Here is a 26,002-nt window from a genome sequence, read left to right as displayed (position 1 = left end):
TATGTTTAGCGCCCCGCCCGTACAAAAAGTCTCCGTGGTTATTCCGGTGTACAACGAGCAAGAGAGCTTGCCCGAACTGATTCGCCGTACGACAGCGGCCTGTGAAACCATGGGTAAAGCCTATGAAATTTTGCTGGTTGATGATGGCAGTAGCGATAACTCAGCCCTGATGCTCACTGAAGCAGCACAGGTCGAAGGTAGCCATATCGTTGCCGTGTTGCTTAACCGTAACTACGGCCAGCATTCCGCCATCATGGCGGGTTTCAGCCACGTTACGGGTGATTTGATCATCACCCTGGACGCCGATCTGCAAAACCCGCCAGAAGAGATCCCGCGTCTGGTGGCTAAAGCCGATGAAGGTTATGACGTCGTCGGTACAGTGCGCCAAAACCGCCAGGACAGTTTGTTCCGCAAGCTGGCGTCGCGCACCATTAACCGTCTCATCCAGCGCACCACGGGTAAAGCGATGGGCGACTATGGCTGCATGCTGCGCGCCTACCGTCGCCATATTGTTGATGCGATGCTGCACTGCCACGAACGCAGCACCTTCATTCCTATTCTGGCGAACACCTTTGCCCGTAAAGCTACGGAGATCCCGGTTCTGCACGCCGAGCGTGAACACGGGGAGTCGAAGTACAGCTTTATGCGTCTGATCAACCTGATGTATGACCTGATCACCTGCCTGACCACCACCCCCCTGCGCTTGCTGAGCGTCTTCGGCAGCATCATTGCGCTGGCCGGATTTACGCTTTCCGTTCTGCTGGTGGTGTTGCGACTGGTCTTCGGTCCACAGTGGGCGGCGGAAGGGGTCTTCATGCTGTTTGCCGTTCTGTTCATGTTCATCGGGGCCCAGTTTGTCGGTATGGGGCTGCTCGGTGAGTACATTGGCCGTATCTATAACGATGTTCGCGCACGTCCGCGCTATTTTATTCAACGTGTTGTCCGTCAGGAACACAAAGCGTCTCAAGAGGAAATTCACCCATGAAAGCTGTTGTATTTGCCTATCACGATATGGGGTGCACGGGCACACTGGCCCTGCTGGACGCGGGCTATGATATTGCTGCGATCTTCACTCATCCGGACACTGCCGGTGAAAACCATTTCTTCAGTTCTGTGGCCCGTATTGCCGCAGAGCGTGGTATCCCGGTTTATGCCCCGGATGATGTAAACCACCCGCTGTGGGTAGAGCGTATTCGGGATCTCGCCCCCGATGTGATTTTCTCCTTCTACTACCGCAATCTGTTGAACGACGAGATCTTAAGCCTGGCCACCAAAGGCGCGTTCAATCTGCACGGCTCTATGCTGCCAGCCTATCGTGGTCGTGCACCGCTGAACTGGGTGCTGGTTAATGGTGAAACGGAAACGGGCGTCACATTGCACCGTATGGTACGCCGCGCTGATGCAGGCGGTATTGTGGCGCAGCAGAGCGTGGCGATTGATGCCGATGAAACCGCATTACAGCTGCATCACAAATTGTGTGGTGCGGCGCAAAACGTGCTGCGCGATGTTCTGCCTGCGATTCGTCAGGGCGCTTTCTCAGAAACGGCTCAGGATGAAAGTAAGGCGAGCTGCTTTGGCCGCCGTGCACCTGAAGACGGTCGTCTGGACTGGAACAAGCCTGCACGTCAGTTGCACAATCTGGTGCGTGCCGTCACCGATCCGTGGCCAGGCGCATACAGCTTTGCTGGTGTGAGCAAATTTATCGTCTGGAAATCCCGCGTGCGTGATGACATTCCGGTGGCAAAACCTGGCACTGTCGTCTCCGTTTCACCGCTGATTGTCAGCTGTGGTGAACAGGCGCTGGAAATCATTACCGGCCAGACAGACAACGGTGTTTACGTTCAGGGTACGCAACTGGCGCAGTCGCTGGGTCTGGTTGCGGGCGCACTGATAACGAGTGCTCCGGTTGTGGCGATCAAACGTCGCACGCGCGTTCTGATTCTGGGCGTTAACGGCTTTATCGGTAACCACCTGACCGAGCGTCTGCTCAAGGACGACAACTACGAAATCTATGGCCTGGATATCGGTTCTGATGCGATCAGCCGTTTCCTGGACAACCCGCGTTTCCATTTCGTTGAAGGAGATATCAGCATCCACTCCGAATGGATCGAATACCACATTAAAAAATGCGACGTGGTTCTGCCGCTGGTGGCGATTGCGACGCCGATCGAGTACACCCGTAACCCGCTGCGCGTGTTTGAGCTGGACTTCGAAGAGAACCTGAAGATCATCCGTGACTGCGTGAAATACGATAAGCGCATTATCTTCCCGTCAACCTCTGAAGTTTACGGTATGTGTACCGATAAGAATTTCGATGAAGATACGTCTAACCTGGTGGTAGGGCCGATCAACAAACAGCGCTGGATCTACTCGGTTTCCAAACAGCTTCTGGACCGCGTGATTTGGGCTTATGGCGAAAAAGAAGGTCTTCGCTTTACGCTGTTCCGTCCGTTTAACTGGATGGGACCGCGTCTGGATAACCTGAACGCTGCGCGTATCGGTAGTTCACGTGCAATCACACAGCTGATCCTGAACCTGGTTGAAGGTTCCCCGATCAAGCTGATTGAAGGCGGGAAGCAAAAACGCTGCTTCACCGACATCAGTGACGGTATTGAAGCGCTGTTCCGCATCATTGAGAACAAAGATGGCCGCTGCAATGGGGAAATCATTAACATTGGTAACCCGGAAAACGAAGCCAGTATCCGTGAGTTGGCAGAAATGCTGCTGGCAAGCTTTGAACGTCATCCTCTGCGCGATCAGTTCCCTCCGTTCGCGGGCTTCCGTGAAGTGGAGAGTAGCAGCTACTACGGCAAAGGTTATCAGGACGTTGAGCACCGTAAGCCAAGCATCCGCAATGCGAAGCGCTGCCTGAACTGGACGCCAGAAGTGAAGATGGAACAGACCATCGACGAAACGCTCGATTTCTTCCTGCGCACTGTGGAGCTGTCGGAACAGGTATCATGAAAAAAGTCGGTTTACGCATTGATGTTGACACCTTTCGGGGCACGCGCGATGGCGTGCCTGGATTACTGGCGTCGCTGAGTCAGCATGACGTGCGGGCCAGTATTTTCTTTAGCGTTGGGCCTGACAACATGGGACGCCATTTATGGCGTCTGGTTAAACCGGCATTTCTGTTCAAAATGCTGCGCTCACGCGCAGCTTCCCTCTATGGCTGGGATATCTTGCTGGCGGGCACAGCCTGGCCTGGCAGGCGCATCGGCGCAGGTAACGAAGAGGTTATCCGCGAAGCGGCGCGCGTCCACGAAGTGGGTCTACACGCCTGGGATCACCATGCCTGGCAAGCCTGGGCGGGTGTCTGGGAGATCCCTCGTTTAACGCGCGAAGTGGAGCGGGGAATGCTGGAGCTGGAAGCGATTATTCGTCAACCGGTGCGGTGTTCGGCTGTGGCTGGCTGGCGTGCGGATCAACGCGTGGTGCGGGCCAAAGAGCCTTTTGCGTTTCACTACAATAGCGACTGCCGCGGTACGGGGCCGTTTTTACCGCAGTTGGGTGAAAACCGGGTTGGTACGGTGCAGATCCCGGTCACGCTTCCCACCTGGGATGAGGTGGTCGGGCGCGAGGTGAGCGCTGAAGGGTTTAACCGTTACATTCTGGACTGTATCCATCGTGACGCCGGTACGCCGGTCTACACCATTCATGCCGAAGTGGAAGGTATCGCCTACCGGAAGGATTTCGACGCACTGCTGACGATGGCCGCTCAGGAAGGTATTCAGTTTTGCCCCTTAAGCGAGCTACTGCCTGACGATCTCAGTACGTTACCCATTGGAAAAATTGTTCGTAATGAAATGGCTGGCCGGGAAGGCTGGCTTGGCTATCAACAAACCATGAGCCCGGTATCATGAAAGCAGCCCGTTATGGCTTTGCGCTTTTCGCACTGTTTGTCATTTATTACCTTTTGGCGGTGGATTTCCGTCTGTTGTGGCAGCCTGATGAGACGCGTTATGCGGAAATCAGCCGTGAAATGCTGGCATCCGGAGACTGGGTCGTCCCGCATTTTCTGGGGTTACGCTATTTTGAAAAACCGATTGCCGGATACTGGATCAACAGCATCGGCCAGTTACTGTTTGGTCACACCAATTTTGCGGTACGCGCTGGAGCGATATTCTCCACGGGGCTGACTGCGCTGATGGTGATGTGGCTGGCCTGGCGGATCTGGCGTGATAAGCGGGTGGCGCTGTTCTCCGGCGTCATCTTTTTAACCCTGTTCCTGGTGTATGGCATCGGTACGTATGCTGTGCTGGACCCGATCATTACTCTCTGGCTGGTGGCCGCCATGTGCAGCTTCTGGTTTGCCGCACAGGCTAAAACCACGGGGGGGAAGGTCGCTGGATATCTGCTGTTAGGGTTAGCTTGCGGTATGGGGGTGATGACCAAAGGCTTCCTCGCGTTAGCCGTTCCGGTCATTGGTGTACTGCCGTGGGTCTTTGTACAGAAACGCTGGAAAGAGGTGCTGCTGTTCGGCTGGCTGGCGATACTCAGCTGTATTCTTATCGTCCTGCCCTGGGCGCTGGCGATTGCTCATCGTGAACCGGATTTCTGGCGCTATTTCTTCTGGGTGGAACATATTCAGCGTTTTGCCCAGAGCGATGCTCAACATAAAGCGCCGTTCTGGTATTACCTGCCATTCCTGATTGCAGGAAGCCTGCCATGGCTGGCGTTATTGCCTGGCGCATTACGTCTGGGGTGGCGAGACCGGCAAGACACGGCAAGCGGGCTGTATTTATTAGGCTGGATTGTCATGCCTCTGCTGTTCTTTAGCATTGCGAAAGGCAAGTTGCCAACCTATATCCTGCCGTGTTTTGCGCCACTGGCGATCCTGATGGCACGTTATGCCTGCACAGTGATGGAGAAAAGTGCCAGGGTTTTGCGCGTCAACGGCTGGATAAACCTGGCCTTTGGCGTAGTGGGTGTGGTTGCTGCGCTGGTTGTCTCCCCGTGGGGACTCACCAAACATCCCGTCTGGACGTCCGTCGAGCTGTATAAGGTTTTCTGTGCCGTCGTTGCCTTCCTCATCTGGGCGGCCGTGGGATGGTTTACGCTCTACAAAAGCCAGCAGCGTTGGTGGCTGGCAGCTCTTTGTCCGCTTGGTCTGGTGCTGTTGATCGGTTTTGCCATACCGAACCTGGTGGTGGATTCTAAGCAGCCGCAGTCGCTGGTGGATACGGTACGTGAGCCGTTGCAGGACAGCCGATATGTACTGGCAAACAATGTTGGTGTTGCGTCGGGTCTGGCGTGGGAGTTGAAACGCAATGACATTACGCTCTTTGGTCAAAGCGGTGAGCTGAGATACGGGCTGGATTACCCGGATGTGACAGGCCGCTTTGTGGGTAAAGAGGATTTCGCGCAATGGCTGGCTGAACATCGTCAGGAGGGGCGTATCTCTCTTGTGATCTTACTGTCGAAGAATAGCGATCTTGAACGCGCTAATCTGCCAAAGCCGGATAACCTGTACATTCAGGGACGTCTGGCCTACCTGCAGTACCTGCCACAATGATGATCTGGTTCTGGCTGGTACTGGCCAGTTTGCTGAGTTGTGCAGGGCAGTTATGCCAGAAGCAAGCGACCCGTCCGGCGAAAGCCGGGCGGTGCGGAACGCATATCGTGTTATGGCTGGGCCTGGCGTTACTGGCTCTGGGCAGCGGTATGCTGGTCTGGCTGGTGGTATTGCAACATCTGCCAGTCGGGATTGCCTACCCGATGCTGAGTCTGAACTTTGTCTGGGTGACGCTGGCGGCTAAGGCGTTCTGGCGCGAGAAGATTGCCCCACATCACTGGCTGGGTGTGGGGTTCATTATGGTCGGGATTATTTTGCTGGGAGGAAGCCTGTGAAAGGCGTGTTCTGGGCATTGTGCAGCGTGGTGCTGGTCAGCGTTGCGCAGCTGTTGCTGCGTTATGCCATGATGACATTGCCGCCGGTGGGGGAGATTACCCGTTTTATCCCGGCACTTTGGCATCTCGCACCGGGTGCAGGTTCACTGATACTGGGGCTGATGGGGTATGTCGCCTCGATGGGCTGCTGGTATCTGGCACTTCACCGCATGGTACTCAGTAAAGCGTATGCCTTACTGAGCCTCAGCTACATCCTGGTGTGGGGCGCGGCTATTTTGCTGCCTGGCTGGGAAGACCGTTTTTCCTGGCACGGACTTGCGGGCGTCGCCTTTATTGTCCTGGGCGTACTGGTGATTTTCAGGCCTGTGATCCCTCGTGGAGAGAAACCGACTCCGCCGTGAGTTGAAAGGGCGTCGGGGTGCAAACGGCAAGGCTCAGAGTACCGAACCGCAATTGACTGACTGAATGTGTCTGCGCTGTACTGTCGATGCTGACAATCTGCCAGGCACTGCCGCCACGCTGTTTCACGATGGCCTCTTTGCGCGTCCAGATACGCCAGAATGCCGAGAGTTTTGCCTCTGGCTCTTCACGTTCCAGTTCATGATGTTCTGCCACGCTGAACACGGCATTGGCCAGCGCTTGCCAGTTTTCTCGCGGGCGAATCACTTCGATATCACAGCCCACTTCGCCTTCATCGCTGAGCAGCAGGGCAATATCATCTCCACTGTGGCTCAGGTTAAACCACAGCGGATGGTCATCTGCAAAAGTGGGTTTCCCCTGATCGCCAAAGACGATTTCCGGTAACGGAGAGGGGGATAACGCATGGGCGAGCAGCGCCCGGCCTGCAAGCCAGGACGCGTTCCGGACGCCCTGAGGGGCCGTATGTTTAAGCGCAGACGCCAGAGGGTCCGCGCTCAGGGTGGAGATTTTTCCCAGTATAAACTGGTACATAGTTACGCCCAGCGTTTGATGATTATGGAGGTATTGATGCCACCGAAGGCGAAGTTATTGCTTTGCAGATACTCGCAATCAATCTGGCGTGCTTCTCCCATAATATAATCTAATGCGCCGCATTGCTCATCAGGTTGTCGTAAATTGAGCGTTGGGGCGAACCATCCTTCCCGCATCATCTGCAAGCTCATCCAGGCTTCCAGTGCGCCACACGCCCCCAGCGTATGCCCAAAATAGCTTTTCAATGAGGAGATAGGCACGCTATCACCATAGATGGCGGCGGTGGCCTGACTCTCGGCGATATCGCCGCGATCGGTGGCTGTACCGTGTGCGGAGATGTAACCCATGTCTCTGGCACTTAAGCTTGCCATTGCCAGAGATTGCTCCATACAAATCTGCATGGTTTCTCGCTGCGGTTGCGTGATATGCGCGGCATCGCAGTTGGTGGCAAAGCCCACAATTTCACCGTAGATCGTTGCGCCGCGGGCTTTCGCATGTTCCAACTCTTCCAGAATCAGCGTACCAGCACCCTCTCCGATAACCAGACCATCACGCTCAGTATCAAACGGTGACGGGGTCGTTTTCGGCGCATCATTGCGCTGGCTGGTGGCGAACAGGGTGTCAAATACGGCGGCTTCTGACGGGCAAAGCTCTTCCGCGCCGCCGGCCACCATCACGGTCTGATAACCGTGACGAATGGCTTCCCACGCATAACCAATGGCCTGGCTACCGGAAGTACAGGCGCTGGAGGTGGGGATCACCCGCCCACGCAGGCCGAAGAACAGACCGGTATTCACCGCGGTGGTGTGTGGCATCATCTGCACGTAGGTTGTGCCTGTGATGTTATTGGTGTGCTTTTCGGTCAACATGGTGGCGAATTCGCTAACCGGGCCGGTACTTCCTGTTGACGAACCGTAAGCAATCCCGGTTTGCCCGTTGGTCAGCACCGGGTCGCCAATCAATCCGGCTTGTTCCAGTGCGCGCTCGGTGGCTCGGGTCGACATCAGTGAGACGCGGCCCATGGCGCGGATGCGTTTGCGGGTGTAGTGCTCCGGCAGGGTAAAATCATCGATCGGCGCGCCGAGCAGCGTATGAAGACCATCGTACACCTGCCATTCCGGCATTTTACGTACGGCGTTTTCGTAGGCGAGCAGCCGCGCGGAAACGGATTGCCAGTCTTCTCCAAAGGCGGTGACGCCGCCCATTCCGGTAATGACCACACGACGCGTCATAACATTCCTCCATTAATGGAAATGACCTGGCGGGTAACATAGCCCGCGATATCAGACATCAGATAGCTGGCAAGACCAGCCACTTCGTCGGCCTGGCCCATACGTTTCATTGGGATGATGGACATCGCCTCTTTCAGTGCGGCTTCTTCCATCTCGATCATGCCGGTATCAATCAGCCCAGGCGCAATGCAGTTGACGGTGATTTTGCGCTTCGCCAGCTCAATCGCCAGCGCCTTTGTCGCACCGATAATCCCTGCTTTTGCTGCGCTATAGTTCACCTGACCACGGTTGCCCATCACGCCAGAAACCGACGATAAGGTAATAATACGTCCCCCCTTGCGCATGCCGATCATGGGCATAATGCAGGGGTGGATGACGTTGTAAAAACTGTCGAGGTTGGTATGGATAACGCTGTCCCAGTCATCTTCACTGAGCGCCGGAAATGCACCGTCGCGGGTGATCCCGGCATTGCTGACGACACCATACCACGCGCCGTGAGTGTCCATATCCTGTTCCAGTATCTCACGGCACTGTTCGCGGTTACCCACGTCAAAGGTGAGCAAACGACCACTGCCTCCCGCCTGCTGTATGGCATCCAGTGTGTTCTGTGCGCCTGTGGCATCGCGGTGATAGTGCACGCCGACAATGAACCCATCAGCCGCAAGCTGTTGGGCGATGGCACGTCCAATGCCTTTACTGGCTCCGGTGACCAGAACGGAACGACTCATGCGATAGATCCCTGATTAAATAACGTAGCGAGTTCTTCCTGGGTGGGCTGGAAAGTATTTACGCGGCCCGTTGCCAGCGTCTCCTCACCCGATGTAATGGCACATTCGAAGCTGCCAAACCGTGCATCCTGCATCAGCAGTTTGACGGTGATCGTCAGCGTCGAATCTGCGGGAAACCGACCTGTAGCACAGATCAGTTCGCGCGCGCCGAGCACCATACCCAGCGCGCTTTGGCTTTGTCCCTGTTGCTGACGATGCCAGCCGGACCATACCCCCACGGTCTGCGCCATAAGCTCAAGCGCATACCAGCCAGGCAGGTCGCCATTGGCCGTGAGGAAGGGCGCGAGGACGCCAGTGTTGTTAACGCTGACGCAGCAGACCGCGCTTTCGTCTGTGACTTTCTCGACGGATCCCAGCAGCAGCATGGGGGCGTCGTGGGGCAGATAGTCGACGGGGGGCAGATAACTCATGACACTCTCCCCAGCAGGATGCTGGCATTATTGCCGCCAAATGCGAACGAATTAGACAAAATCACGGCCTTTTGCAGTGCCGTTGGTTGATGAAGCACGCCGCACGGCGGCAGTGCCGGGTCTGGATCATAGCGGCTGAAATCCTGTGGCGGCAACGGCAGTTCACGCGTCAGGATCAACCAGCTCAGGGCCGCTTCCGTTATGCCTGCTGCACCAAGCGTATGGCCGGTCAGGTGTTTGGTTGAGCTGCACGGCACATCCGCTCCGAAGAGGGTATGCACCACCTGCGACTCAATGTGATCGTTGAGTGGTGTCGCGGTTCCATGCAGGTTGATATAGCCAACGTCATGGGCTTGCAGGCCGGCCTCACGCAGTGCCTGAGTGATGGCGCGAATAGCACCTTCCCCCTGGGGATGTGGCGCTGAAATATGGTAAGCGTCACTCGATTCGCCCGTCCCCAGCAGGGCAACAGGCTGCGGCTCACGGGTCAGAATCATCAGAGCCGCCCCTTCGCCAATGGTAATGCCGCGTCGGTCACGACCGAACGGCTCACACAAGGTAACGGAGAGGGATTCGAGGCTGTTAAACCCATTAACCGGCATTCGGCTCAGAGTATCGGCTCCGCCCACGATAGCGATATCCACAAGCCCTGCTTCAATCAGTCGACGACCGCTGATCATGGCCCGTGCGCTTGATGAACAGGCGGTTGAAAGGGTATAGGCCGGGCCTTCCAGGGTAAGCCAGTTCGCCAGAAAACGTGAAGGATCGCCCAGTTCCTGCTGCGGATAATGCCAGTGAGGGCTCTCCTGCCCGTTCGAGACCAGGCTCACGTGCCGGTCGCCTTCGTCCAGCCCTGAGGTGCTTGTACCCAACACAACCGCGATGCGATCGCGGCCTACGCGGGCAATCGCCTCATCCACGGCGGGCTGGATTTGCGCCAGTGCAGCCAGTAACAGCTGATTGTTGCGGGTGCGATGAGCGGCCATGCTATCCGGAATAGCCGGGAGTTCACCCTCAACGCCACCGAATATGGCATCAGAATGTCCCTGCAACCAGCCTGCTCGGCTGCGCATTCCAGGTGAAACGCCTTGCGTCAGATTCGTGGCAATCTCATCCGCCGAATTCCCCAGCGCGTTGACCATGCCAACAGCAGAAATGTAGATCATCTCAGTCACCCAGATATTGAATGGTGATGTGGTATTTAAAGACGTGCTGCTCGATGCTGATCGGCTCGCGCTTGCCTTTACGTTGCAGGTAGACGATCTCCGTCACCAGTTTGCCGCTGGCATTGCGCAATTCGCGTTTGTCACCGATGTCCCGGAGTGTCCAGCCCTTCGGCAATTGCGGCTGCCAGGCGCTCAGCGGCCAGTGGCTAAGCATTACGTCTGCCAGGACCTGACTGGCTGGCGGCAGTTGCGGCACGATGATGGACTGCTCGGTGTGAATGCCGGTCTCATCATAGGTGGCGAGGAACAGGCGAATACCCACCGAAGAGAGTCCGGCGAGCGTCACTTTGTGTGCATCGGCATTGAGCATCACCAGCAGTGACTGGGTTTGCCCGTTGAAGCTGCCGGTCAGCAACTGCTGTGAACTCACCGCAGGAGTAATGCCCGGTGCGGGCAGCGTCACTTTCGTGCCAGGCTGTAACCAGGCCTGAGGACGATTACCCTCGGTTGTGTTTGTTGAGTGGCTACATCCCGCCAGCAGCAGAGTCGCAACCAGCGCCGCAGCGCGGAAAAAAGGGGTCGTCATCGTTTTCTCTCTCTTTTGGCGGGCATGGCGAGTGGGGACAGCAGGAAAGCGGTAAAGATGCCGCTGACCAACACAATGCCAAAGCTGCCGATCGCCTGCGTCGCGCTAAACACCAGCATCCCGAGGGTCAAAAGCGTGGTCATCATAGCCAACGTGATGGCGAGCATCGATGTTAACGGCGTGCCGCGCGGGTTGCTGAAAAACAGCGTGTAATTGATACCGATACCCAGCACCAGGACCAGTGCCAGCAATGAGAACAGGTTAACCGGATGGCCCGTGGCCGCCAGCGCCGCCAGGCCGCAGCCCAATGACAAGACGGAAGGAACCAGGCTTATCAAGCCTTTACGCCAGCCAAGGCGCAACATCGCACCGCAGGCAATGACCGCCAGGGCAACCAGCAGTAATCCGGTCAGCACCGCACGGTAGAGTGCAAACAGGCTGTCGAAGCTGCTTTTACGATCGACCCATACCACACCGGGATGTGCGGCTGCCAGGGCGTTGAGGGGCGCACTGTGTTTTGCACCATCGACCGGAACCAGCACGCCGCTTTGCCCGTCAGGCAGCGTCAGCCACAGCAGACGCCAGCCTTCGCTTGTCGGGCTGGCAAGCCAGTCATCCACGTTGACGGGCATCGGTCGCAGGTCAGGTGAGACGCTGCTCAATCCGGCGTTTTGCAGGACGTGGGCAACGGCAGGGGCGGCCTGACGCAGTAAACCCAGATCGCTTTCTTGCCGTGTCAGCGAGTTCAGTGGGACCGTGCGGTATGCCGTTAGCTCCCCGGTTTTTTTCGCCTGCTCCAATGCCGGGGTAAACGCTTCAAGCCGCTCGAGCGCCTGCTGAGCGGATGCACCGTAAACCACGAACCATTTCTGATCGACGCTTTGTCCGGTCAGGGCGGTAATGATTTTTTCCTGCGCCAGGATGTCCTGCGGTAGCGCCTGAAGCTGGGCGATATCGTCATCCACGCGCAGAGACGCTATGCCGACGACGGAAACCAACGCCAGTGCGACCGGCAGGCCGACCGACAGTTTCTTATTGCGTCGCCACGCGGCCAGCCAACGAAGCATCAGAACCATAGCCGGAACCGGACGAACCGGCAGGCCACGGCACAGCCACGGATGCCAGAAAATGACCGTCAGGCACGAGGCGCTCAGCCCCACGGCAGCAAAGACTGCCATCTGGCGGATGCCAGGGAAGGGCGCAAGCATCATGATCAGATACGCGGCAACCGTGGTGAGTAGTGCCAGCAGCAGGGCATTGCGAACCTTGGCCAGGCTTTGCCACGGCGAATCATGACTGCCGTGTACCATGCGCTCAGTCAGGTAGTAGAGTGTGTAATCTGCCGAGATGCCGATGATGCTCATACTCATCACCAGGGTCATCAGATGCAGTTCACCAAACAGCAGCAGGGTGACGACTGTACCGGCCAGCGCACCAATGGCGATAGATATCAGGCACAAGGCTAAAGGGCGCAGAGAGCGGAATACCGCCACAATCAGCAGGATCACCCCGATGATGGTCGCGACACCGAGCGTGGAAATATCGCGTTTTGCCTGCTGGCTGGCGTAATCGCTGTAAAAGACCGTTCCGCGTGATAACAGCTGTGCCTGCGGGTAACGGGATTTGAGCGTGCTTTCCAGGTCATGCAGCGTTGTCACCAGCTGGTGCGTTTGCTGCATATCAAACGACGACCCTGCCAGCTCGCCGTGCAGCAGATACCAGTAATTTCCGGCGTCATCTTTAGTGACCAGCCAGCCGTCCATCAGCCTCAGTTTCTGGCTGTTTTGCGCCAGTGAAAGCTGTGAGCCGCGCATCAGCATCAACGGATCGTTTTGCAGCTCTTTGCCGCTCACGCCGGAGAACGCGGAGTAGAGCTGGGACAAAATCCACTGTGCCTGCGCGTCGCCACCATTCTGTAAGCGTGCGCGCGTTGCGCTGTCGATCAGTCCATTGCGGTGTTGCCAGAAAAATTCGCCCCAGGCTTTTTGCCCGGCGGCGTCCATCGGGCCTTTTACCGTACTCAGGGATGGTGTGCCTTGCAGCAACGTCAGCCACTGCTGTGCGACCTGTGGGTTGGGCTCTTTCCCTGGGCTAACCAGCCAGACCAGCTGTTTATCGAGACGCTGCATAAAGCCATCGTTGAGCGCCGGAGGGATCGCCCCCAGCGTCTGTTTCGGCAGCATGGCCAACACGCTACTGTTGAGCCGGGCGCCAGGCAGCAGGGACAGCAGCACGCCCAGCAGAACCAGACATACCGCGGCCCACAGCAGTGCCGGGCGCAGCGTGTTACGGTGCGGCAAAGCGTTGGCGTTCGTCATGGGTCAGGCTGGCGGGCGTCAGTTGGTGGCGTGAAAGGGCAATATCGGTGCGATCGCCCTGTTTATCGTTCAGGCGGATGGATTCCAGGTAGGTTGCCCCCCCCAGCTCCATGTTGGCAAAAATCTTGTCCAGTGGCGTCGTGGTTGGTGTTAATACCAGTGACCAGCGGCCCGCACCGAGATCTTTAAAATCAATGCGGAAATTCTCTTCCAGCACGCGGCGATCCGCCTGGAACAGGGCACGCAGCAGATGGTTGAACTGGAACATCTGCGGGTTGTTGTCGGCGGTGATGGTCTGGGGGGGTTGACCGTTGATCGCTTGCACCATCCGTTTGTCGTCCAGCAACAATGTCATCGGGAAAGGGTCTTTTTGATCCCACAGAAGCCCATTGTCGCGGGCAATCAGCATCTCCCCCTGGGAGCGCAACGGCTGCGGCATGTCTTTGATAGTGCGCACCTGCTCGAAATGCGCCCGCACGACAGGCTGCCCGGTAAAGCGTTGCTGAAGCTCATCAAGCGTGACCGCGCTGACAAACGGGCTGACCAGCAGGGCCAGTAACGGTAGCCACTTCATGGCGTCACTCCCATACGTTCAAAGAGGATCGCCGGGCTGACGAAACACATCTCACGGCTTGTCTCCTCAACAGCAACCTGAATGGTGTAACCCGTGGTGGTGCGTTTTCCGGTTTTTGCATCGAAAATCTGGTACGCGATGCGCAGACGGTTTTCGAACTCTTCAATATGGGCTCGCACACGGATACGTTGCTCGAAGGTGACGGCATCGCGGTATTTCACTCGCGTATCCACCACAGGCCAGACATAGCCAGAGGCTTTCATCTGGCGATAGCCATAATCAAACTGATTAAGCAGTGCCTCGCGGGCAATCTCAAAATAGCGGAAATAGTTACCATGCCAGACCACGCCCATCATATCGACGTCGTGAAACGGTACGGTCAGCTCTACTTCCGTCGTAAAACGGGGATCGGTCAGCACCCTTTACTCCTTGTTTTTGGCATCCGGCAGACGCCAGAAATCGAAAAAATTAAACCAGTCGAGCGGCGACATCAGGGCGTAATGTTCAAGCCGTTGCGCGTAGCGCTCGACGGTGTGCTGTAGTGCTTGCTGACGCTCGCCGCGCGGCAGTATCAGCGGGTCGGCAAAACGTTCGCAGTGAATGTGCAACTTGTCCTGCTGACGCAGGGCGTAAATCAACAGTACCGGGCAGCGCAGAATAGCGGCCAGAATAAACGGCCCCTGCGGGAAAGGGGCGGGCTGGCCCATAAACGTACTCCACACTACGCGCCAGTCGCCACCGCGTTGTGGGTTGACGGCGATACGATCACCGACGATGGCGATCCACTCTCCCCGTTCGAGTTTTTCTTTAATGGCGATGGCCGTTTCTGGCCCGATATCGGTGACAGGCATCAGATGAAGCCCGGCCTGTGGGGCCATCTCTTCCATGATTTGTTTAAAACGCTGGGCGTTTTCGCTGAATACCAAGGCATTAATGGTTTTACTGCCATCAAGCTGCGCCAGCGCCCGGCAGGCCTCGACATCACCGAGATGAGATGCCAGCAGCAGTTTTCCCTGTGGCGCGTCGATGTCGAGCGCCTCCTGTGCGCCGGGGGCGAATACCACATCCCGGTTCATTTTCAGCTCGCCGCGCCAGCTAGCGACTTTATCCAGCATGGCATTGCCGAAACGCATGAAGTGGAAAAAGCTGTTCAGGCGCGGTGGCACAGGCATGTGCTGTTGTGCCAGCCTCTGTTTTACGCGGCGGATCCACTGCTGAGATGCTTGTCGCGCCGGACGAGCGGTGAGCCAGTACACCGCAATCACCGGCCATAACAGCAGGGTAAAGGCGTTACGTCCAAGGTGTTGCCAGACGCGCAGCATCAGGCGCATGCCCCACAAACCGTTCACTTCCTGCTGTTTTGCCCAGTGTTGGCTGCGACGGCGCAAAAGCAGCGACGGAATGCGCGGCAACATGCCGAAGAACAGGCGGGTATGCATCAATGAGATACGCACGTTGTCCTTCAGGGCATCAAAATGCGACAAGCCGTCGAGTGGATAGGTGACGCGGGTTGGCAGAAAATAGCTGGTATTGCCCTGCCAGTAGAGACGCACCATCACTTCGGTATCAAAATCCATCCGCTTGCCGAGCGGCACACGTTGCGCCAGTTGCAGCGTGGGCACGACGGGGTAGACACGAAAACCGCACATGCTGTCCTTCAACTGCAACGACAGCGTTTCTATCCACACCCAGACGTGGGTGATCCAGCGTCCATACAAACGTGAACGGGGGATAGACGCGTCATAAACAGGCTGGCCGGAGATCAGCGCTTCTGGGTGGCGTTCAGCCAGTGCCAGCAACTGCGGAATATCTTCAATGGCGTGCTGGCCGTCGGCATCCACCTGCACCGCATGGGTATAACCTGCGCGAGCACACGCTTCCAGGCCCCGAATCACCGCCACGCCTTTACCGCTATTTTGCGGCAGGCGAATCAGGGTCATTTGCGGCTGTTCTTGTGCCAGACGTTCAAGCTCCAGGCGTGTGCTCTCCTCGCTGCCGTCATCGACCACCAGGCAGTGCAGGTTGAACGGCTGCAGGCGTGCCAGAACGCTCGCCATCATCGCGCCGTGGTTGTAGCAGGGGATCATCACGCAGGGGCGGAAAGTCAACGACATAGGCGAATTTTCCCGCTGCTGGCAGTATGGCGTGCATCGCCGTCGTGGCGCTGATAGCTAAAGGTGAGGATCTGGCGGTCACTGTTCCAGTCGAGCACTAAGGTTACTGTGCTCTCCGGGAGCAAGGGCGCCTGAAATTTCACGTTCTGAATACTGTGAAAACGATGTTCCGGGGCCAGCAGTGTGGTGGCATAGTGCATCACCCAGTCAAGCTGGGCGACGCCTGGCAACAGTGGCTGTACGGCAAAGTGCCCCTGGAACCAAAACAACGCGGGATCGAGATGCAACACAATCTCAAGGTGTTGCGGTTGTGCCTGGTGGCGCTCGATTTCATGAATTTTCATGAAATAACTCCTGTAACTGCGCATAGACACGCTTATTCATACTGTTAACTGGCATCTCATCAATGATGCGCCAGTAGCGCGGAACCGCGACAGGTTCAAGCCATGGCAGTAAGGCCCGACGCCATGCGAACTCTTGTTCTTTGGTTCCGTGGTGTTGCAGACGCTGACGGGCGTCATCATTCAGCACCAGTAAGACGCCAATCCCCTGACGCCCACCGCGTGTTACCGGCAGCGCAGCCGCTTCACAAATGCCGTCCAGCGCCAGCAAACGCTGTTCGATTTCATTGAGTGAAATGCGTTTCTCTTCGATTTTCACCACCCGCCCACGGCGACCCGCCAGCGTGAAACTGCCGTTATCGTCAAAGTGCAGGATATCGTCAAGTAGCAGACCGGCGTCTTCGTGGATCAACGGTGACGTTACGCGGAAGGTTTCACCTTCGGCATGGAATGCGATCTCGGGGAAAGGCTGCCAGGCGATCGCCGCTTCCTGACGATGTCGCCAGGCGAGGATACCGGTTTCGGTGCTGCCGTAAATTTCATCTGGCCAGATATTCAGCCAGCGATGGGTTGCAGAGACCTCATCCCACGGTAACAGACCACCCGCAGAGAGCAGCATGACCACCGGAGGCGGTGTGAGCTGCGTATCGAGCCGCTTCAGAAACGCAGGGCTACTGACAAACATATAGCGATGATCGTGGCTTAGCGCGGCGAGCTGTTCTGCGTAATAGAGCATGGCAGCATGCAGCGGCAAACCTAACGTCATGGGCAAAAAGATGCGGAACGTGAGGCCGTACAGATGCTGGGGAACCACCGATGCAACAACGCGGCAACCCGCCAGACGTTCGCCAAAGCGGGCAGCCAGCATGCTGGCTTCACGATCCAGGCTTGAGACGGGTTTGGTTATTCGTCGTGGTGCGCCAGTGGAGCCAGAGGTAAAGAGTTCCACGCAGCAAGATGCATCCAGCGCCGGAAGTGGCGTAAAGGCGGTGACATTGCAACGCGCGGAATTGACCACAATTCGTGGTCCCTGGAATGCCAGCGCTTGATCGCTCAGCACGCCGCTGAACAACGCTTTTTGCTCTTCCAGCAATGACACGCGGCAGTGCCCTGGAATGACCGGCGTTTTTCCCGCATGCAGCGACGCCAGTAGCGCTACGATAAACAGGTAGCTGTTTTCAAAACACAGTGCCCAGCGTTCGCCTTCCTGCTGGCGCAAGGTCTGCATTAGTGACGTAACGTCGTGGCGCAACTGACCGAGTGTCCAGGTGTGTTCGTCCAGCCAGGCAATCGGCGTGTCGTCAGGGCGTGGCGCATTGAGCCACTGGCTTAGCGGAAGGGGGTTATTCATTGCGCTTCTCTTTATGTATCACCCGTTGGCGCACCAGCCATTCTGTTGCCATCAGCGTCCCCATCAGAACGTAGGCAATCATGCCATTCCACAACGTCCATAGCCGTATATCACCTTTTAGCACCGTAAAAAGGGCAACAGTGCCATTGATGATGAAAAAGCCGCACCAGACCCGAGTGACGTTGCGGGTATAGCGGACGCCTTCCGGGGGCAAATTCGGCTCACGCAGACGCGCCAGCCGTTCAACCAGCGGCATCGCTGTCCACAGCGATCCCCCAAAAACGGCCAGCATGACAACATTGACGACCACCGGATAGAACAGTAGCCACTGATGTGCTTTCAGCAGATAGCTTGCCGCGCAGAGCGCAATACCCGCCAGGGCAACGCTCTGAATGACAAAACGCATCGGTCCGACGCTATGTCTCGCTTGTCTCAACCGGCAGACCAGCAACAACGCCATCAGCGGCAGTAGCCAGTGCAGACTGTTGTGCGTTAAGCCAAAACCAATCAGGAATGGCCACGCCAGCAGCATCAGACCCGTCAGCAGCGGGATCGCCGGAAACGACCGGGAACCACGCACGATCTCTTACTCTTCGTGCAGAAGCTGAGCGACGGCGTCAACAACGTCCTGGACAGTACGCACCGACTTGAAGGTTTCCGGTTTGATTTTTTTGCCCGTTTTCTTTTGAAGATGAACAATCATGTCGACGGCGTCGATGCTATCCAGCTCCAGATCTTCATACAGGCGAGCCTCTGGGGTGATCTCCTCAGGGGTAATCTCGAACAGTTTAATCAGAAGTGCAGAGACTTCCTGATAAATGGTTTCTTGTTCAGTCATGGTGAGTTCTCAGGCGCGTTGGGCATGGATAAATGATGCCAGCGTGGCAACAGAGTAGAAATGCTGACGCATCTCTTCGCTTTCCGCTGATAATACAACGCCGTACTGGTTTTTCACTGCCAGACCCAGTTCGAGGGCATCGATGGAGTCGAGACCCAGGCCATCCCCAAACAGCGCCGCTTCTGTGTCGATATCCGCGTCGGTAAGCTCGTCCAGATTCAGCGTAGAGATAATAAGATTCTTAATTTCAAGATAGAGCGCTTGCATCATTAATTCCTGACAAAGATTGAAGACCTGATGTTAATCGATGCTGCAGATGCCGGTTTAACTGCCTTGCCGCCAGCGCCGGTTCTTGTTGCGTCGCATCGTAAAAATCATGAATATTCACCCGCTCACGAACATCCACGGTGAAATAGGGCTTGTTTGGCGGTATGTCATACCACCGGCTTTTTTTATCGAGCAGATGCTCGCTGCAGTGGATCAGTACCACGCGCAGATCGCTGCCACAACGAACGGCGATATTCGCCGCGCCGCGTTGCAACGTGATGGCTTCTCCGGCGCGCGTGCGCGTGCCTTCCGGAAAAATCAAAATCGTATCGCCCTGTGCCAGCCGACGCTGGCTTGAGGATAACAGCGTTTCCGCTTCGCTATTGATCAGGTAATCCGCTGCGCGAATGACGCCGCTGACAAAGGGGTTGCGTAGCAGCGCACTTTTCACGAGGCAGTCTGTTTCTGGCATCACCGATGCGAGGATCACGTAGTCGATTAGCGTCGGGTGGTTAGCCACGACCAGACAACCGCGTTCTTCGCTCAATGCACTGAGGTTATCAATACGGTAATCCAGCACACCTGTCAGGCGGGCAACGGTTAAGAAAAAGCGGAAGCTGGCGGAGATGCTACGTCGTGCCAGTCGACGACGTTTCGCACGATCGCGCTGCATAACCAGCAGCAGGTTGAACCATACCAGCGAGAGCAGCAGGCCGCCTGTGCCAAAGAGCACGAAGCAGAATCCGGTCATTGCCAGACGCCATACCCTGTTGATGCGGCTCATCAGGGTGCTCATGCGCGCGCCCATTGCCACAGCAAACGTTCGCCGGAGATGTGAAAATGCTTTTCATCCCGGAGGTAGCGCTGCAAAAACAGCAGACTTTGTGGCAGCGAAGGCTCTTCTGTCGGGCTTGCGCGTTGGGTTTCGCAGCTCAGTGTATTACCTGCTTCAATCACCAGTGCCATGGCGTAGGGCCATGTTGGCAGGGGGGCAGGCAGTGTAGAGTGGTAAAACTCAGGCAGTGCGCCATCGAAATCGACCATCAATACACGGGTGTAACCGGCGTACAGCAGGCTCAGGACTTCGCACAAACCTTGCTGGAAAGTATCCCGACCGGCTGAAAGCGAGGAGGAGACAATTGGCTGGCGCGCGGCAATGGTCAGATTACCCACGGCGGAATTGTGCACTGACATGGCAAAATCAGTCGGTGAAACGGCCTGTTCTGTCGCCAGTGCGTGCAGGATACGGTAATTGCGTTCCAGCTCGCCGTGGCGGCTGGTGTAGACGACAGCATCAATGGCGTGTTTGCGTAGCATGGCAAGACCGCAATCAACCGCCAGCTTACTGCCGGAGTTGAGGCGGCGTGCGGTCATCATCGGCAAGTCGGTCAATTTTGCCTGCGCAGCGGTTGGATCGATGATTAGCGAATGGCGTGACCATACCTGCCACTCTGTGGCATCGCTGAGACCCGGCGCTCTGGCCTGCCAGTCGATTATGTTCAGTGAAAATTTCATCTACGCGCGTCCGCGAAAAACCGTAATCAATAATAATAAAAGGGTGGAGCAAGGCAGCTACACTGCTCTATTGTTCATTTTTCTGACAAACCAGTAAGGTATGACCCACTCCAAGATTGTCATGCCGCTGTGTTACGCGGAATCCTGCCATTTCCAGGTAGTGATAAAATTTTTCTGCACTGTAAAAACGGCTGTTGCCATTCGCCATACAGGTGAAATAAAGCGAAGTGGCGTTAAGGCTAAACGATGCCGCTTCAAATTTCTGTGCGTCCCAGAACAGCTCCATAATGCACAGTTGCGCACCGGGCTTCATAACCTGTGCAATTTTACCGAGCATGGTGACAATCTGATCGGGTGAGAAACAGTCCAGGAATTGACTCATCCACCAGATATCCGCCTCACCAGGGAGCGCCGCATGACTAAGCATATCGACAGGATGGAACCCAATGCGATGAGATAAACCTGCATTTGCGATATTCTGCTGCGCCAGCGCGATTTGTTGCGGCAAATCCAGGATGGTGACTGCGACATTCTCATCATACCGACAGCAACGCAGCGCCCATTTCCCCGTATTACCGCCTACATCGTACAATTTTGTTGGCGAGCTTGCGAATATATATGGCAATGCGGCATCGAAAGCGGCATCAGAATAGTAATGATCAAACGCAAACCAGCTCTCTTTCGCCTGCGCGGGTAATTGTGACAATGCAGGATAAATGGTTGGCCAGTCGCCAAATACGCTGAGTCCTGAGGGTTTTTCTTGCTTGAGGGAGTCGGCGAGATGAAATAACCCCTGATAGCAAACATCCTGGGTGAAATCCATATTTACGCGGGTCATGGTATCGTGGAGTAAAAAATGCCCCACCTTGGCCAGGTAATAACGTCCCTCGGTATAAGTCACGATCCGGCCGCTTAATCCCATGTCCAGCAACACGCTGACGCCATATTCATTCAGGGTGCTGTTTTCCGTTATATCCGCAAGGTTAGAGCCTTGTTTTCCCTGCTTATCCAGCCAGGCCAGAACACCAGAGTTACGCAGACAGAGCGCAGTTTGAAAAAGCATCGGTGCAAAGGCGATGCGTTGCGCTTCAGTGATGGCATCCAGCGCGCTGAGAGAGTCCTTTTCGTACATTGTTGCGTAACCTTTACGGAACTAATGGAGGGATTATCGGGCCATTAGCGGCCCGACTTTAGCGAAACTTACTTCGCAGCAGGAGCAGAGAGATTCAACTGAATGTCATTATCGAGGTTCTGAACCCAGCGGTTGTAGCTTTTGTGGATTTTGCCATCGCCAGCTTTCAGGTTCAGGCTATTTGCATAGTTAATGGAGTAACCTGTTGCGGAATAAGGAATGCGCACTTCGGCAAAGTGGTCACGGGTCTGAAGGCGGCCTTTAATAACACCAGGGCCTGCTTCCGTCATGATCCATTTACGCTGATGGCCGGCGTTAAGAATTGCGTTTTTGACCTGTTCAGACGTGTGACCCGCGCTCACAATTGTATGAACTTGATCGATTGGAGCAGTACGCGCACAACCTGCAAGAGCACCCACGATGGCAAAGGCTGCACACCATTTAACAAGCTTTTTCATCAACATCTCCGTATCAATAATAACGATTTATTCGAGTAATATTTACAGCTTCTGGTTTTAAATCAGACAAATGTTATTCTGACGACATCGCTTTGATGCCATTATTTTACAAATAAGATATGAAGGGAAGCATATTGTTATTGAAAGTACAAATGCTTAACCAGATGTGATTTAATTTGATTTAAATAACCATTGCCATGAGGTTTATCTGTTTTTTTTCGGGTTATTCTTGGCGTTGATTTATGCAGATAAATAAAGGCTACTGCAATTATAAAATTGGCAAATATTCTACAGAGTGCCAACTGGTAATAAACCTACCCGGGTTGGTAGGTTTACGCATGACATTATTAACCGGGAAGCCGGCTTTTGGGTCGGCCCGGGCCGAGCAAAATAGCCAGTTTGCTGCCACCCTTCGTTGTCTCCATCCAGATTTTACAGACACTGGTCAGCGGGACTGACAACAACATACCGACCGGTCCCAGTAGCCATCCCCAGACCAATAATGACAGAAACACTACCAGCGTCGACATCCCCAGCCGATGACCCATCATGCGGGGCTCAAGAATATTTCCCAGCACCATGTGCACGATCAGGAACAGTGCACCGACCAACATGCATTCATAGATACCATTGAACAGAAACGCCTGAACCATTGGGGGGACGGCGGAGAGCACCGCGCCGATATTCGGAACATAATTCAGCAGGAAAGCCAGCACGCCCCACATCAGTGCAAACTGTACACCCATGAATGTCAGACCCAGCCAGATAATGACGCCAGTCCACAAGCTGAGTAACGTTTTAAGGGCCAGGTATTTAGACACGCCTTTCAGCGCACGGTGCAGGCCAGCGATATGGATCTGCGGATTATTCAGTGCAAAACGCAGTTTATAGGGCACGTGACGCACTTCGAACAACATAAAGACGACGGTCATCACCAGTAGCAGAACGCTGGCCATCGCCCCGGACAGGCCAGTCATAAGCGTCGTGGCGAAGGTCATGATTTTCTCGGAGTCCATGCGTTGCAGCATGAGTTCGGGCGACATATGCATATGCAGGAAGGGCAGTGAGTCCTGCAAAATCAGCGCCTTGCGGGTTAGTTCTTTGTTGTACGCCGGCAGCATGGTTGAGAATTCGCTGAGCGAGGCGGCGAGGACGCCAACCAACACGGTGAGGACGACCAGCATCACCAGCACCACAAGGGTAATTGCAACGGTTCGCTTCATGCCGTGACGGATAAACCAGGTCACTAAGGGGTTGAGGACGATAGCAAAAAATAGTGCCAGCAAGAGCTGAACAATAATATCCGCTGCGGCGTGAATACCGGCGAGGATCACGACCAGACTGGCGAGTTTAAGCAGTATATGTAAACCCGCTTTGTCGGGCTGAATGGATGTCATGTGAATTCCTTTTATTGTGTGCTCTTAAGTGTAGTGCGCCCTCCATGCGCCGTATGGGTTGATAATCTGAAAGTCGCTGCTGATTTTCATGGCTCGTCGTGGTAATAGTGAAACACTGTTGTAAAAATCCAGGTAGAGCTCCATGCCCGAACCCGTCGCCGAGCCGGCATTAAGCGGATTACGCCTTAATCTGCGCATTGTTTCTGTTGTTATTTTCAACTTCGCCAGTTATCTGACCATTGGCCTGCCTTTGGCTGTACTGCCCGGTTATGTTCATGATGTGATGGGATTTAGTGCTTTCTGGGCAGGGCTGGTGATCAGCCTGCAGTATTTCGCCACACTGATAAGCCGCCCCCATGCCGGGCGATACGCTGATTTATTTGGCCCGAAAAGCATCGTCGTATTAGGACTTTGTGGCTGCTTCCTGAGTGGTCTGAGCTATTTAATGGCCGGGTTGACCAGCGGCTGGCCAATGGTGAGCCTGGCGTTGCTCTGTCTGGGACGCGTGATCCTCGGTGTTGGACAAAGTCTGGCCGGAACCGGTTCAACGCTGTGGGGCGTGGGTGTCGTTGGTGCGCCGCACATTGGCCGGGTGATTTCATGGAACGGGATTGTCACCTATGGGGCAATGGCCCTGGGCGCGCCACTGGGCGTTGTCTGCTTCTCCTTTGCGGGGCTGAACGGTCTGGCATTGACCATTATGGCCGTGGCGCTGATGGCGATCCTGTTTGCATTACCGCGTCCAAAAGTAAAAGCCAGCAAAGGCAAACCCATGCCGTTTCGGGCGGTACTGGGGCGCGTCTGGCCTTACGGAATGGCGCTTGCGTTGGCGTCGGCAGGTTTCGGGGTGATTGCCACCTTTATCACCCTGTTCTACGACGCAAAAGGATGGGATGGCGCAGCGTTTGCCTTAACCCTGTTTAGCTGTGCGTTTGTGGGGACGCGTTTGCTGTTCCCGAACAGCATCAACCGTCTGGGCGGCCTGAACGTGGCGATGATCTGTTTCGCCGTAGAGATTGTTGGGCTGTTGCTGACCGGTGTGGCGGGCGAACCGTGGATGGCAAAAACAGGGGTCTTCCTGGCTGGGGCTGGTTTCTCGCTGGTCTTCCCGGCGCTGGGGGTGGTGGCGGTAAAAGCGGTTCCCCAGCAAAACCAGGGGGCAGCACTGGCGACTTATACGGTGTTTATGGACATGTCTTTAGGCGTGACCGGGCCGCTGGCGGGGCTGATGATGTCGTGGGCGGGTGTGCCGGTTATCTATCTGGCGGCGGCTGGGCTGGTGGCGGTGGCGCTGTTGCTGACATGGCGGCTAAAAAAATGGCCTCTGGAGCAAGCTCCAGAGGCCACGTCATCATCGTGAAGACTTACTGAATCACGATGGTGTTAATGATATTTTCCGCTGCGGTTTGTGCTTTCTGCTGGTCTTCGGCAGGCAGTGTGATTTGCAGGGTCAGCAGCTTGTTGTCCACTTTGCCGAGAACCACGGAAGAGTAAGCCGTCTGGCCTTTTGCAGAAATAATGCTGTCCAGTTGTTGCATCGTGTGGCCTTTCAGTTCGATGGACTTATTGGTCACGACCTGCAACTGTGGATCGCGGCTGCGCTGTTGATCTTCCAGACGTTTTGACAGTACGCCCAGCGCTTCGCTGGTGTCGTCACCCACAATCACAATCACCGCTTTTTGTCCGGTGGCGTCGGAATAGACGTGCATATTGTTCGCCTGCGTGCCCAGCTTACCGCTCTGGTCGGTCATATCCGCCGGGAGAGAGAAACTGAGTTTGCCATCCAGCAGATTAACCGACTGCCCGGTGGCATTACTTTCAGCTGACGCGCCTTGTGCAGGTGCTTTTGTGTCGCTGTTATCACAGGCTGCAAGGCCCACAACCAGCAGGCCAATCCCGACATATTTAACCAGATTGCGCATTGACTTCTTCCTTTCGATAAACGGCCATAACGGCTCATTCGTCCATCTTATCACAACTGATAAATCGAACCCTTAACCTGCCTGCAATGCGGTGATTTCAGATTTATCTGCCAGCCTTTTCAGCAGCATATTCAGCAGTACGCCATACATCGGCAGGAAGAAAACAATGCTGATAAGTACCTTGAAGCAGTAGTCAACCAGCGCGATCTCCATCCAGTGTGCTGCCATAAAAGCATCCGGGCTACGCCAGAAGGCGATAAAGAAGAATGCCAGCGTATCGCTCACATTGCCAAACAGCGTTGATGCTGTTGGCGCCATCCACCAGCGGTGATTCTGGCGAAGACGGTTAAAGACATGAACATCGAGGATTTGCCCCAGGGCATAGGCCATGAAGCTGGCCGCCGCGATACGGGCGACAAACAGGTTAAAGTGCGTCAGCGCTTCGAAGCCCTGCCAGCTTCCCATGTAAAACAGGGACGAAATCACGTACGAAACGAATAACGCAGGCAGCATCACCGCAAAAATAATGCGACGAGCCAGCGGTGCGCCAAAAATACGCACGGTCAGGTCAGTGGCAAGGAAAATAAACGGAAAACTGAACGCACCCCAGGTGGTATGGAAACCCAAAATGGAGATAGGCAGCTGTACCAGATAGTTGCTGGAGGTGATCACCAGCAAATGAAAAAGCGAAAGCCAGAACAACGCTTTTACGCGCTGGGTTTGTGTAAAGGAGTTCATATTGTACCTTTTTGATTAATCTTTGGGGTGAGGGAACCCAATAAAGCCGCCGCA

Annotated in this window: 29 protein-coding genes; 7 read left to right on the top strand and 22 right to left on the bottom strand. The window is 55.5% G+C overall.

Annotated elements, in window-relative coordinates:
- The first annotated feature begins 1 nt into the window (after position 1).
- The 6 genes from arnC to arnF are packed head-to-tail and all read left to right on the top strand — an operon-like array spanning position 2 to position 6,251.
- Positions 2-985 carry an undecaprenyl-phosphate 4-deoxy-4-formamido-L-arabinose transferase gene (arnC, locus tag GF617_RS11630; RefSeq protein ID WP_181623852.1) on the top strand — a complete coding sequence of 328 codons (984 nt, stop codon included), beginning with the start codon at positions 2-4 and terminating at the stop codon, positions 983-985.
- A complete protein-coding gene (gene arnA / locus GF617_RS11625; protein WP_181621255.1) occupies positions 982-2,964 on the top strand; it encodes a bifunctional UDP-4-amino-4-deoxy-L-arabinose formyltransferase/UDP-glucuronic acid oxidase ArnA in 1,983 nt (660 codons plus the stop codon). Before arnC ends, arnA begins: the two co-directional genes overlap by 4 nt.
- Complete coding sequence (gene arnD, locus GF617_RS11620) at positions 2,961-3,863, top strand: 4-deoxy-4-formamido-L-arabinose-phosphoundecaprenol deformylase (protein ID WP_181621254.1); 903 nt, start codon at positions 2,961-2,963, stop codon at positions 3,861-3,863. The genes arnA and arnD overlap by 4 nt, the downstream gene beginning before the upstream one ends.
- Complete coding sequence (gene arnT / locus GF617_RS11615; protein ID WP_181621252.1) at positions 3,860-5,515, top strand: lipid IV(A) 4-amino-4-deoxy-L-arabinosyltransferase; 1,656 nt, start codon at positions 3,860-3,862, stop codon at positions 5,513-5,515. Before arnD ends, arnT begins: the two co-directional genes overlap by 4 nt.
- Complete coding sequence (arnE, locus tag GF617_RS11610; RefSeq protein WP_203451715.1) at positions 5,512-5,850, top strand: 4-amino-4-deoxy-L-arabinose-phosphoundecaprenol flippase subunit ArnE; 339 nt, start codon at positions 5,512-5,514, stop codon at positions 5,848-5,850. Before arnT ends, arnE begins: the two co-directional genes overlap by 4 nt.
- Positions 5,847-6,251: a 4-amino-4-deoxy-L-arabinose-phosphoundecaprenol flippase subunit ArnF gene (gene arnF, locus GF617_RS11605; RefSeq protein WP_203451714.1), complete on the top strand. Its 405-nt coding sequence runs from the start codon at positions 5,847-5,849 to the stop codon at positions 6,249-6,251. The genes arnE and arnF overlap by 4 nt, the downstream gene beginning before the upstream one ends.
- Here the strand turns inward: arnF and acpT are convergent.
- From acpT to GF617_RS11505, 20 genes are all read right to left on the bottom strand, one after another.
- On the bottom strand, positions 6,208-6,801 hold the full coding sequence (acpT, locus tag GF617_RS11600) for a 4'-phosphopantetheinyl transferase AcpT (protein ID WP_181621247.1): 594 nt from the start codon (positions 6,799-6,801) through the stop codon (positions 6,208-6,210). The two genes, arnF and acpT, sit on opposite strands and share 44 nt — an antisense overlap.
- 2 nt (positions 6,802-6,803) lie before the next feature.
- Complete coding sequence (locus GF617_RS11595) at positions 6,804-8,033, bottom strand: beta-ketoacyl-ACP synthase (protein WP_181621246.1); 1,230 nt, start codon at positions 8,031-8,033, stop codon at positions 6,804-6,806.
- Complete coding sequence (locus tag GF617_RS11590; RefSeq protein ID WP_181621245.1) at positions 8,030-8,761, bottom strand: 3-ketoacyl-ACP reductase FabG2; 732 nt, start codon at positions 8,759-8,761, stop codon at positions 8,030-8,032. The genes GF617_RS11595 and GF617_RS11590 overlap by 4 nt, the downstream gene beginning before the upstream one ends.
- Positions 8,758-9,231 carry a 3-hydroxy-fatty acyl-ACP dehydratase gene (locus tag GF617_RS11585; RefSeq protein WP_181621244.1) on the bottom strand — a complete coding sequence of 158 codons (474 nt, stop codon included), beginning with the start codon at positions 9,229-9,231 and terminating at the stop codon, positions 8,758-8,760. The genes GF617_RS11590 and GF617_RS11585 overlap by 4 nt, the downstream gene beginning before the upstream one ends.
- Complete coding sequence (locus GF617_RS11580) at positions 9,228-10,397, bottom strand: beta-ketoacyl-[acyl-carrier-protein] synthase family protein (protein ID WP_181621243.1); 1,170 nt, start codon at positions 10,395-10,397, stop codon at positions 9,228-9,230. The genes GF617_RS11585 and GF617_RS11580 overlap by 4 nt, the downstream gene beginning before the upstream one ends.
- 1 nt (position 10,398) lies before the next feature.
- A complete protein-coding gene (locus GF617_RS11575) occupies positions 10,399-10,983 on the bottom strand; it encodes a DUF3261 domain-containing protein (protein WP_181621242.1) in 585 nt (194 codons plus the stop codon).
- Positions 10,980-13,301, bottom strand: coding sequence for an MMPL family transporter (locus GF617_RS11570; protein ID WP_203451713.1), 2,322 nt, complete (start codon positions 13,299-13,301; stop codon positions 10,980-10,982). Before GF617_RS11570 ends, GF617_RS11575 begins: the two co-directional genes overlap by 4 nt.
- Entirely contained in the window at positions 13,270-13,875 is a 606-nt protein-coding gene (locus GF617_RS11565; protein WP_203451712.1) for an outer membrane lipoprotein carrier protein LolA, read from the bottom strand. Before GF617_RS11565 ends, GF617_RS11570 begins: the two co-directional genes overlap by 32 nt.
- Complete coding sequence (locus GF617_RS11560) at positions 13,872-14,294, bottom strand: thioesterase family protein (RefSeq protein WP_181621238.1); 423 nt, start codon at positions 14,292-14,294, stop codon at positions 13,872-13,874. The genes GF617_RS11565 and GF617_RS11560 overlap by 4 nt, the downstream gene beginning before the upstream one ends.
- A 3-nt stretch (positions 14,295-14,297) precedes the next feature.
- The gene (locus GF617_RS11555; RefSeq protein ID WP_203451711.1) at positions 14,298-15,989 is read right to left on the bottom strand and encodes a glycosyltransferase; all 1,692 of its coding nucleotides are present in this window, start codon (positions 15,987-15,989) and stop codon (positions 14,298-14,300) included.
- The gene (locus GF617_RS11550) at positions 15,980-16,333 is read right to left on the bottom strand and encodes a hydroxymyristoyl-ACP dehydratase (RefSeq protein ID WP_181621236.1); all 354 of its coding nucleotides are present in this window, start codon (positions 16,331-16,333) and stop codon (positions 15,980-15,982) included. Before GF617_RS11550 ends, GF617_RS11555 begins: the two co-directional genes overlap by 10 nt.
- Positions 16,320-17,681 (bottom strand): acyl-CoA synthetase, encoded by a 1,362-nt coding sequence (locus GF617_RS11545; RefSeq protein ID WP_181621235.1) that lies wholly within the window; start codon positions 17,679-17,681, stop codon positions 16,320-16,322. The genes GF617_RS11550 and GF617_RS11545 overlap by 14 nt, the downstream gene beginning before the upstream one ends.
- Positions 17,674-18,261, bottom strand: a complete 588-nt coding sequence (locus GF617_RS11540; RefSeq protein ID WP_181621234.1) for a hypothetical protein — start codon at positions 18,259-18,261, stop codon at positions 17,674-17,676. The genes GF617_RS11545 and GF617_RS11540 overlap by 8 nt, the downstream gene beginning before the upstream one ends.
- A 6-nt stretch (positions 18,262-18,267) precedes the next feature.
- Positions 18,268-18,519, bottom strand: coding sequence for an acyl carrier protein (locus GF617_RS11535; protein ID WP_181621233.1), 252 nt, complete (start codon positions 18,517-18,519; stop codon positions 18,268-18,270).
- A gap of 9 nt (positions 18,520-18,528) precedes the next feature.
- The gene (locus GF617_RS11530; protein ID WP_181623851.1) at positions 18,529-18,786 is read right to left on the bottom strand and encodes a phosphopantetheine-binding protein; all 258 of its coding nucleotides are present in this window, start codon (positions 18,784-18,786) and stop codon (positions 18,529-18,531) included.
- Complete coding sequence (locus GF617_RS11525) at positions 18,767-19,582, bottom strand: 1-acyl-sn-glycerol-3-phosphate acyltransferase (protein WP_181621231.1); 816 nt, start codon at positions 19,580-19,582, stop codon at positions 18,767-18,769. The genes GF617_RS11530 and GF617_RS11525 overlap by 20 nt, the downstream gene beginning before the upstream one ends.
- Positions 19,579-20,301 carry a beta-ketoacyl synthase chain length factor gene (locus GF617_RS11520; RefSeq protein WP_181621229.1) on the bottom strand — a complete coding sequence of 241 codons (723 nt, stop codon included), beginning with the start codon at positions 20,299-20,301 and terminating at the stop codon, positions 19,579-19,581. Before GF617_RS11520 ends, GF617_RS11525 begins: the two co-directional genes overlap by 4 nt.
- 67 nt (positions 20,302-20,368) lie before the next feature.
- On the bottom strand, positions 20,369-21,433 hold the full coding sequence (locus tag GF617_RS11515) for a class I SAM-dependent methyltransferase (protein ID WP_203451710.1): 1,065 nt from the start codon (positions 21,431-21,433) through the stop codon (positions 20,369-20,371).
- Between the two features lie 68 nt (positions 21,434-21,501).
- Positions 21,502-21,891, bottom strand: a complete 390-nt coding sequence (locus tag GF617_RS11510) for a hypothetical protein (protein ID WP_181621226.1) — start codon at positions 21,889-21,891, stop codon at positions 21,502-21,504.
- Positions 21,892-22,238: 347 nt separating this feature from the next.
- A complete protein-coding gene (locus GF617_RS11505) occupies positions 22,239-23,288 on the bottom strand; it encodes an AI-2E family transporter (protein WP_203451709.1) in 1,050 nt (349 codons plus the stop codon).
- A 142-nt stretch (positions 23,289-23,430) separates the two neighbouring features.
- On the opposite strand from GF617_RS11505, the gene GF617_RS11500 reads away from it, so the two are divergent.
- The gene (locus GF617_RS11500; protein ID WP_181621224.1) at positions 23,431-24,648 is read left to right on the top strand and encodes an MFS transporter; all 1,218 of its coding nucleotides are present in this window, start codon (positions 23,431-23,433) and stop codon (positions 24,646-24,648) included.
- A gap of 4 nt (positions 24,649-24,652) precedes the next feature.
- On the opposite strand, the gene GF617_RS11495 is transcribed toward GF617_RS11500, so the two are convergent.
- Both GF617_RS11495 and GF617_RS11490 read right to left on the bottom strand, forming a co-directional pair.
- Positions 24,653-25,210: a DcrB family lipoprotein gene (locus GF617_RS11495; protein ID WP_203451708.1), complete on the bottom strand. Its 558-nt coding sequence runs from the start codon at positions 25,208-25,210 to the stop codon at positions 24,653-24,655.
- Between the two features lie 72 nt (positions 25,211-25,282).
- The gene (locus tag GF617_RS11490) at positions 25,283-25,948 is read right to left on the bottom strand and encodes a 7-cyano-7-deazaguanine/7-aminomethyl-7-deazaguanine transporter (RefSeq protein ID WP_181621222.1); all 666 of its coding nucleotides are present in this window, start codon (positions 25,946-25,948) and stop codon (positions 25,283-25,285) included.
- Positions 25,949-26,002 lie beyond the last annotated feature (54 nt).

Origin of the sequence: Lelliottia sp. RWM.1, from assembly GCF_016859735.1 — a bacterium.
Taxonomy (GTDB): Bacteria; Pseudomonadota; Gammaproteobacteria; order Enterobacterales; family Enterobacteriaceae; genus Enterobacter.
The sequence above is the reverse complement of the archived record's forward strand: the minus strand, read 5'-3'. Positions and strand labels throughout refer to the sequence as shown.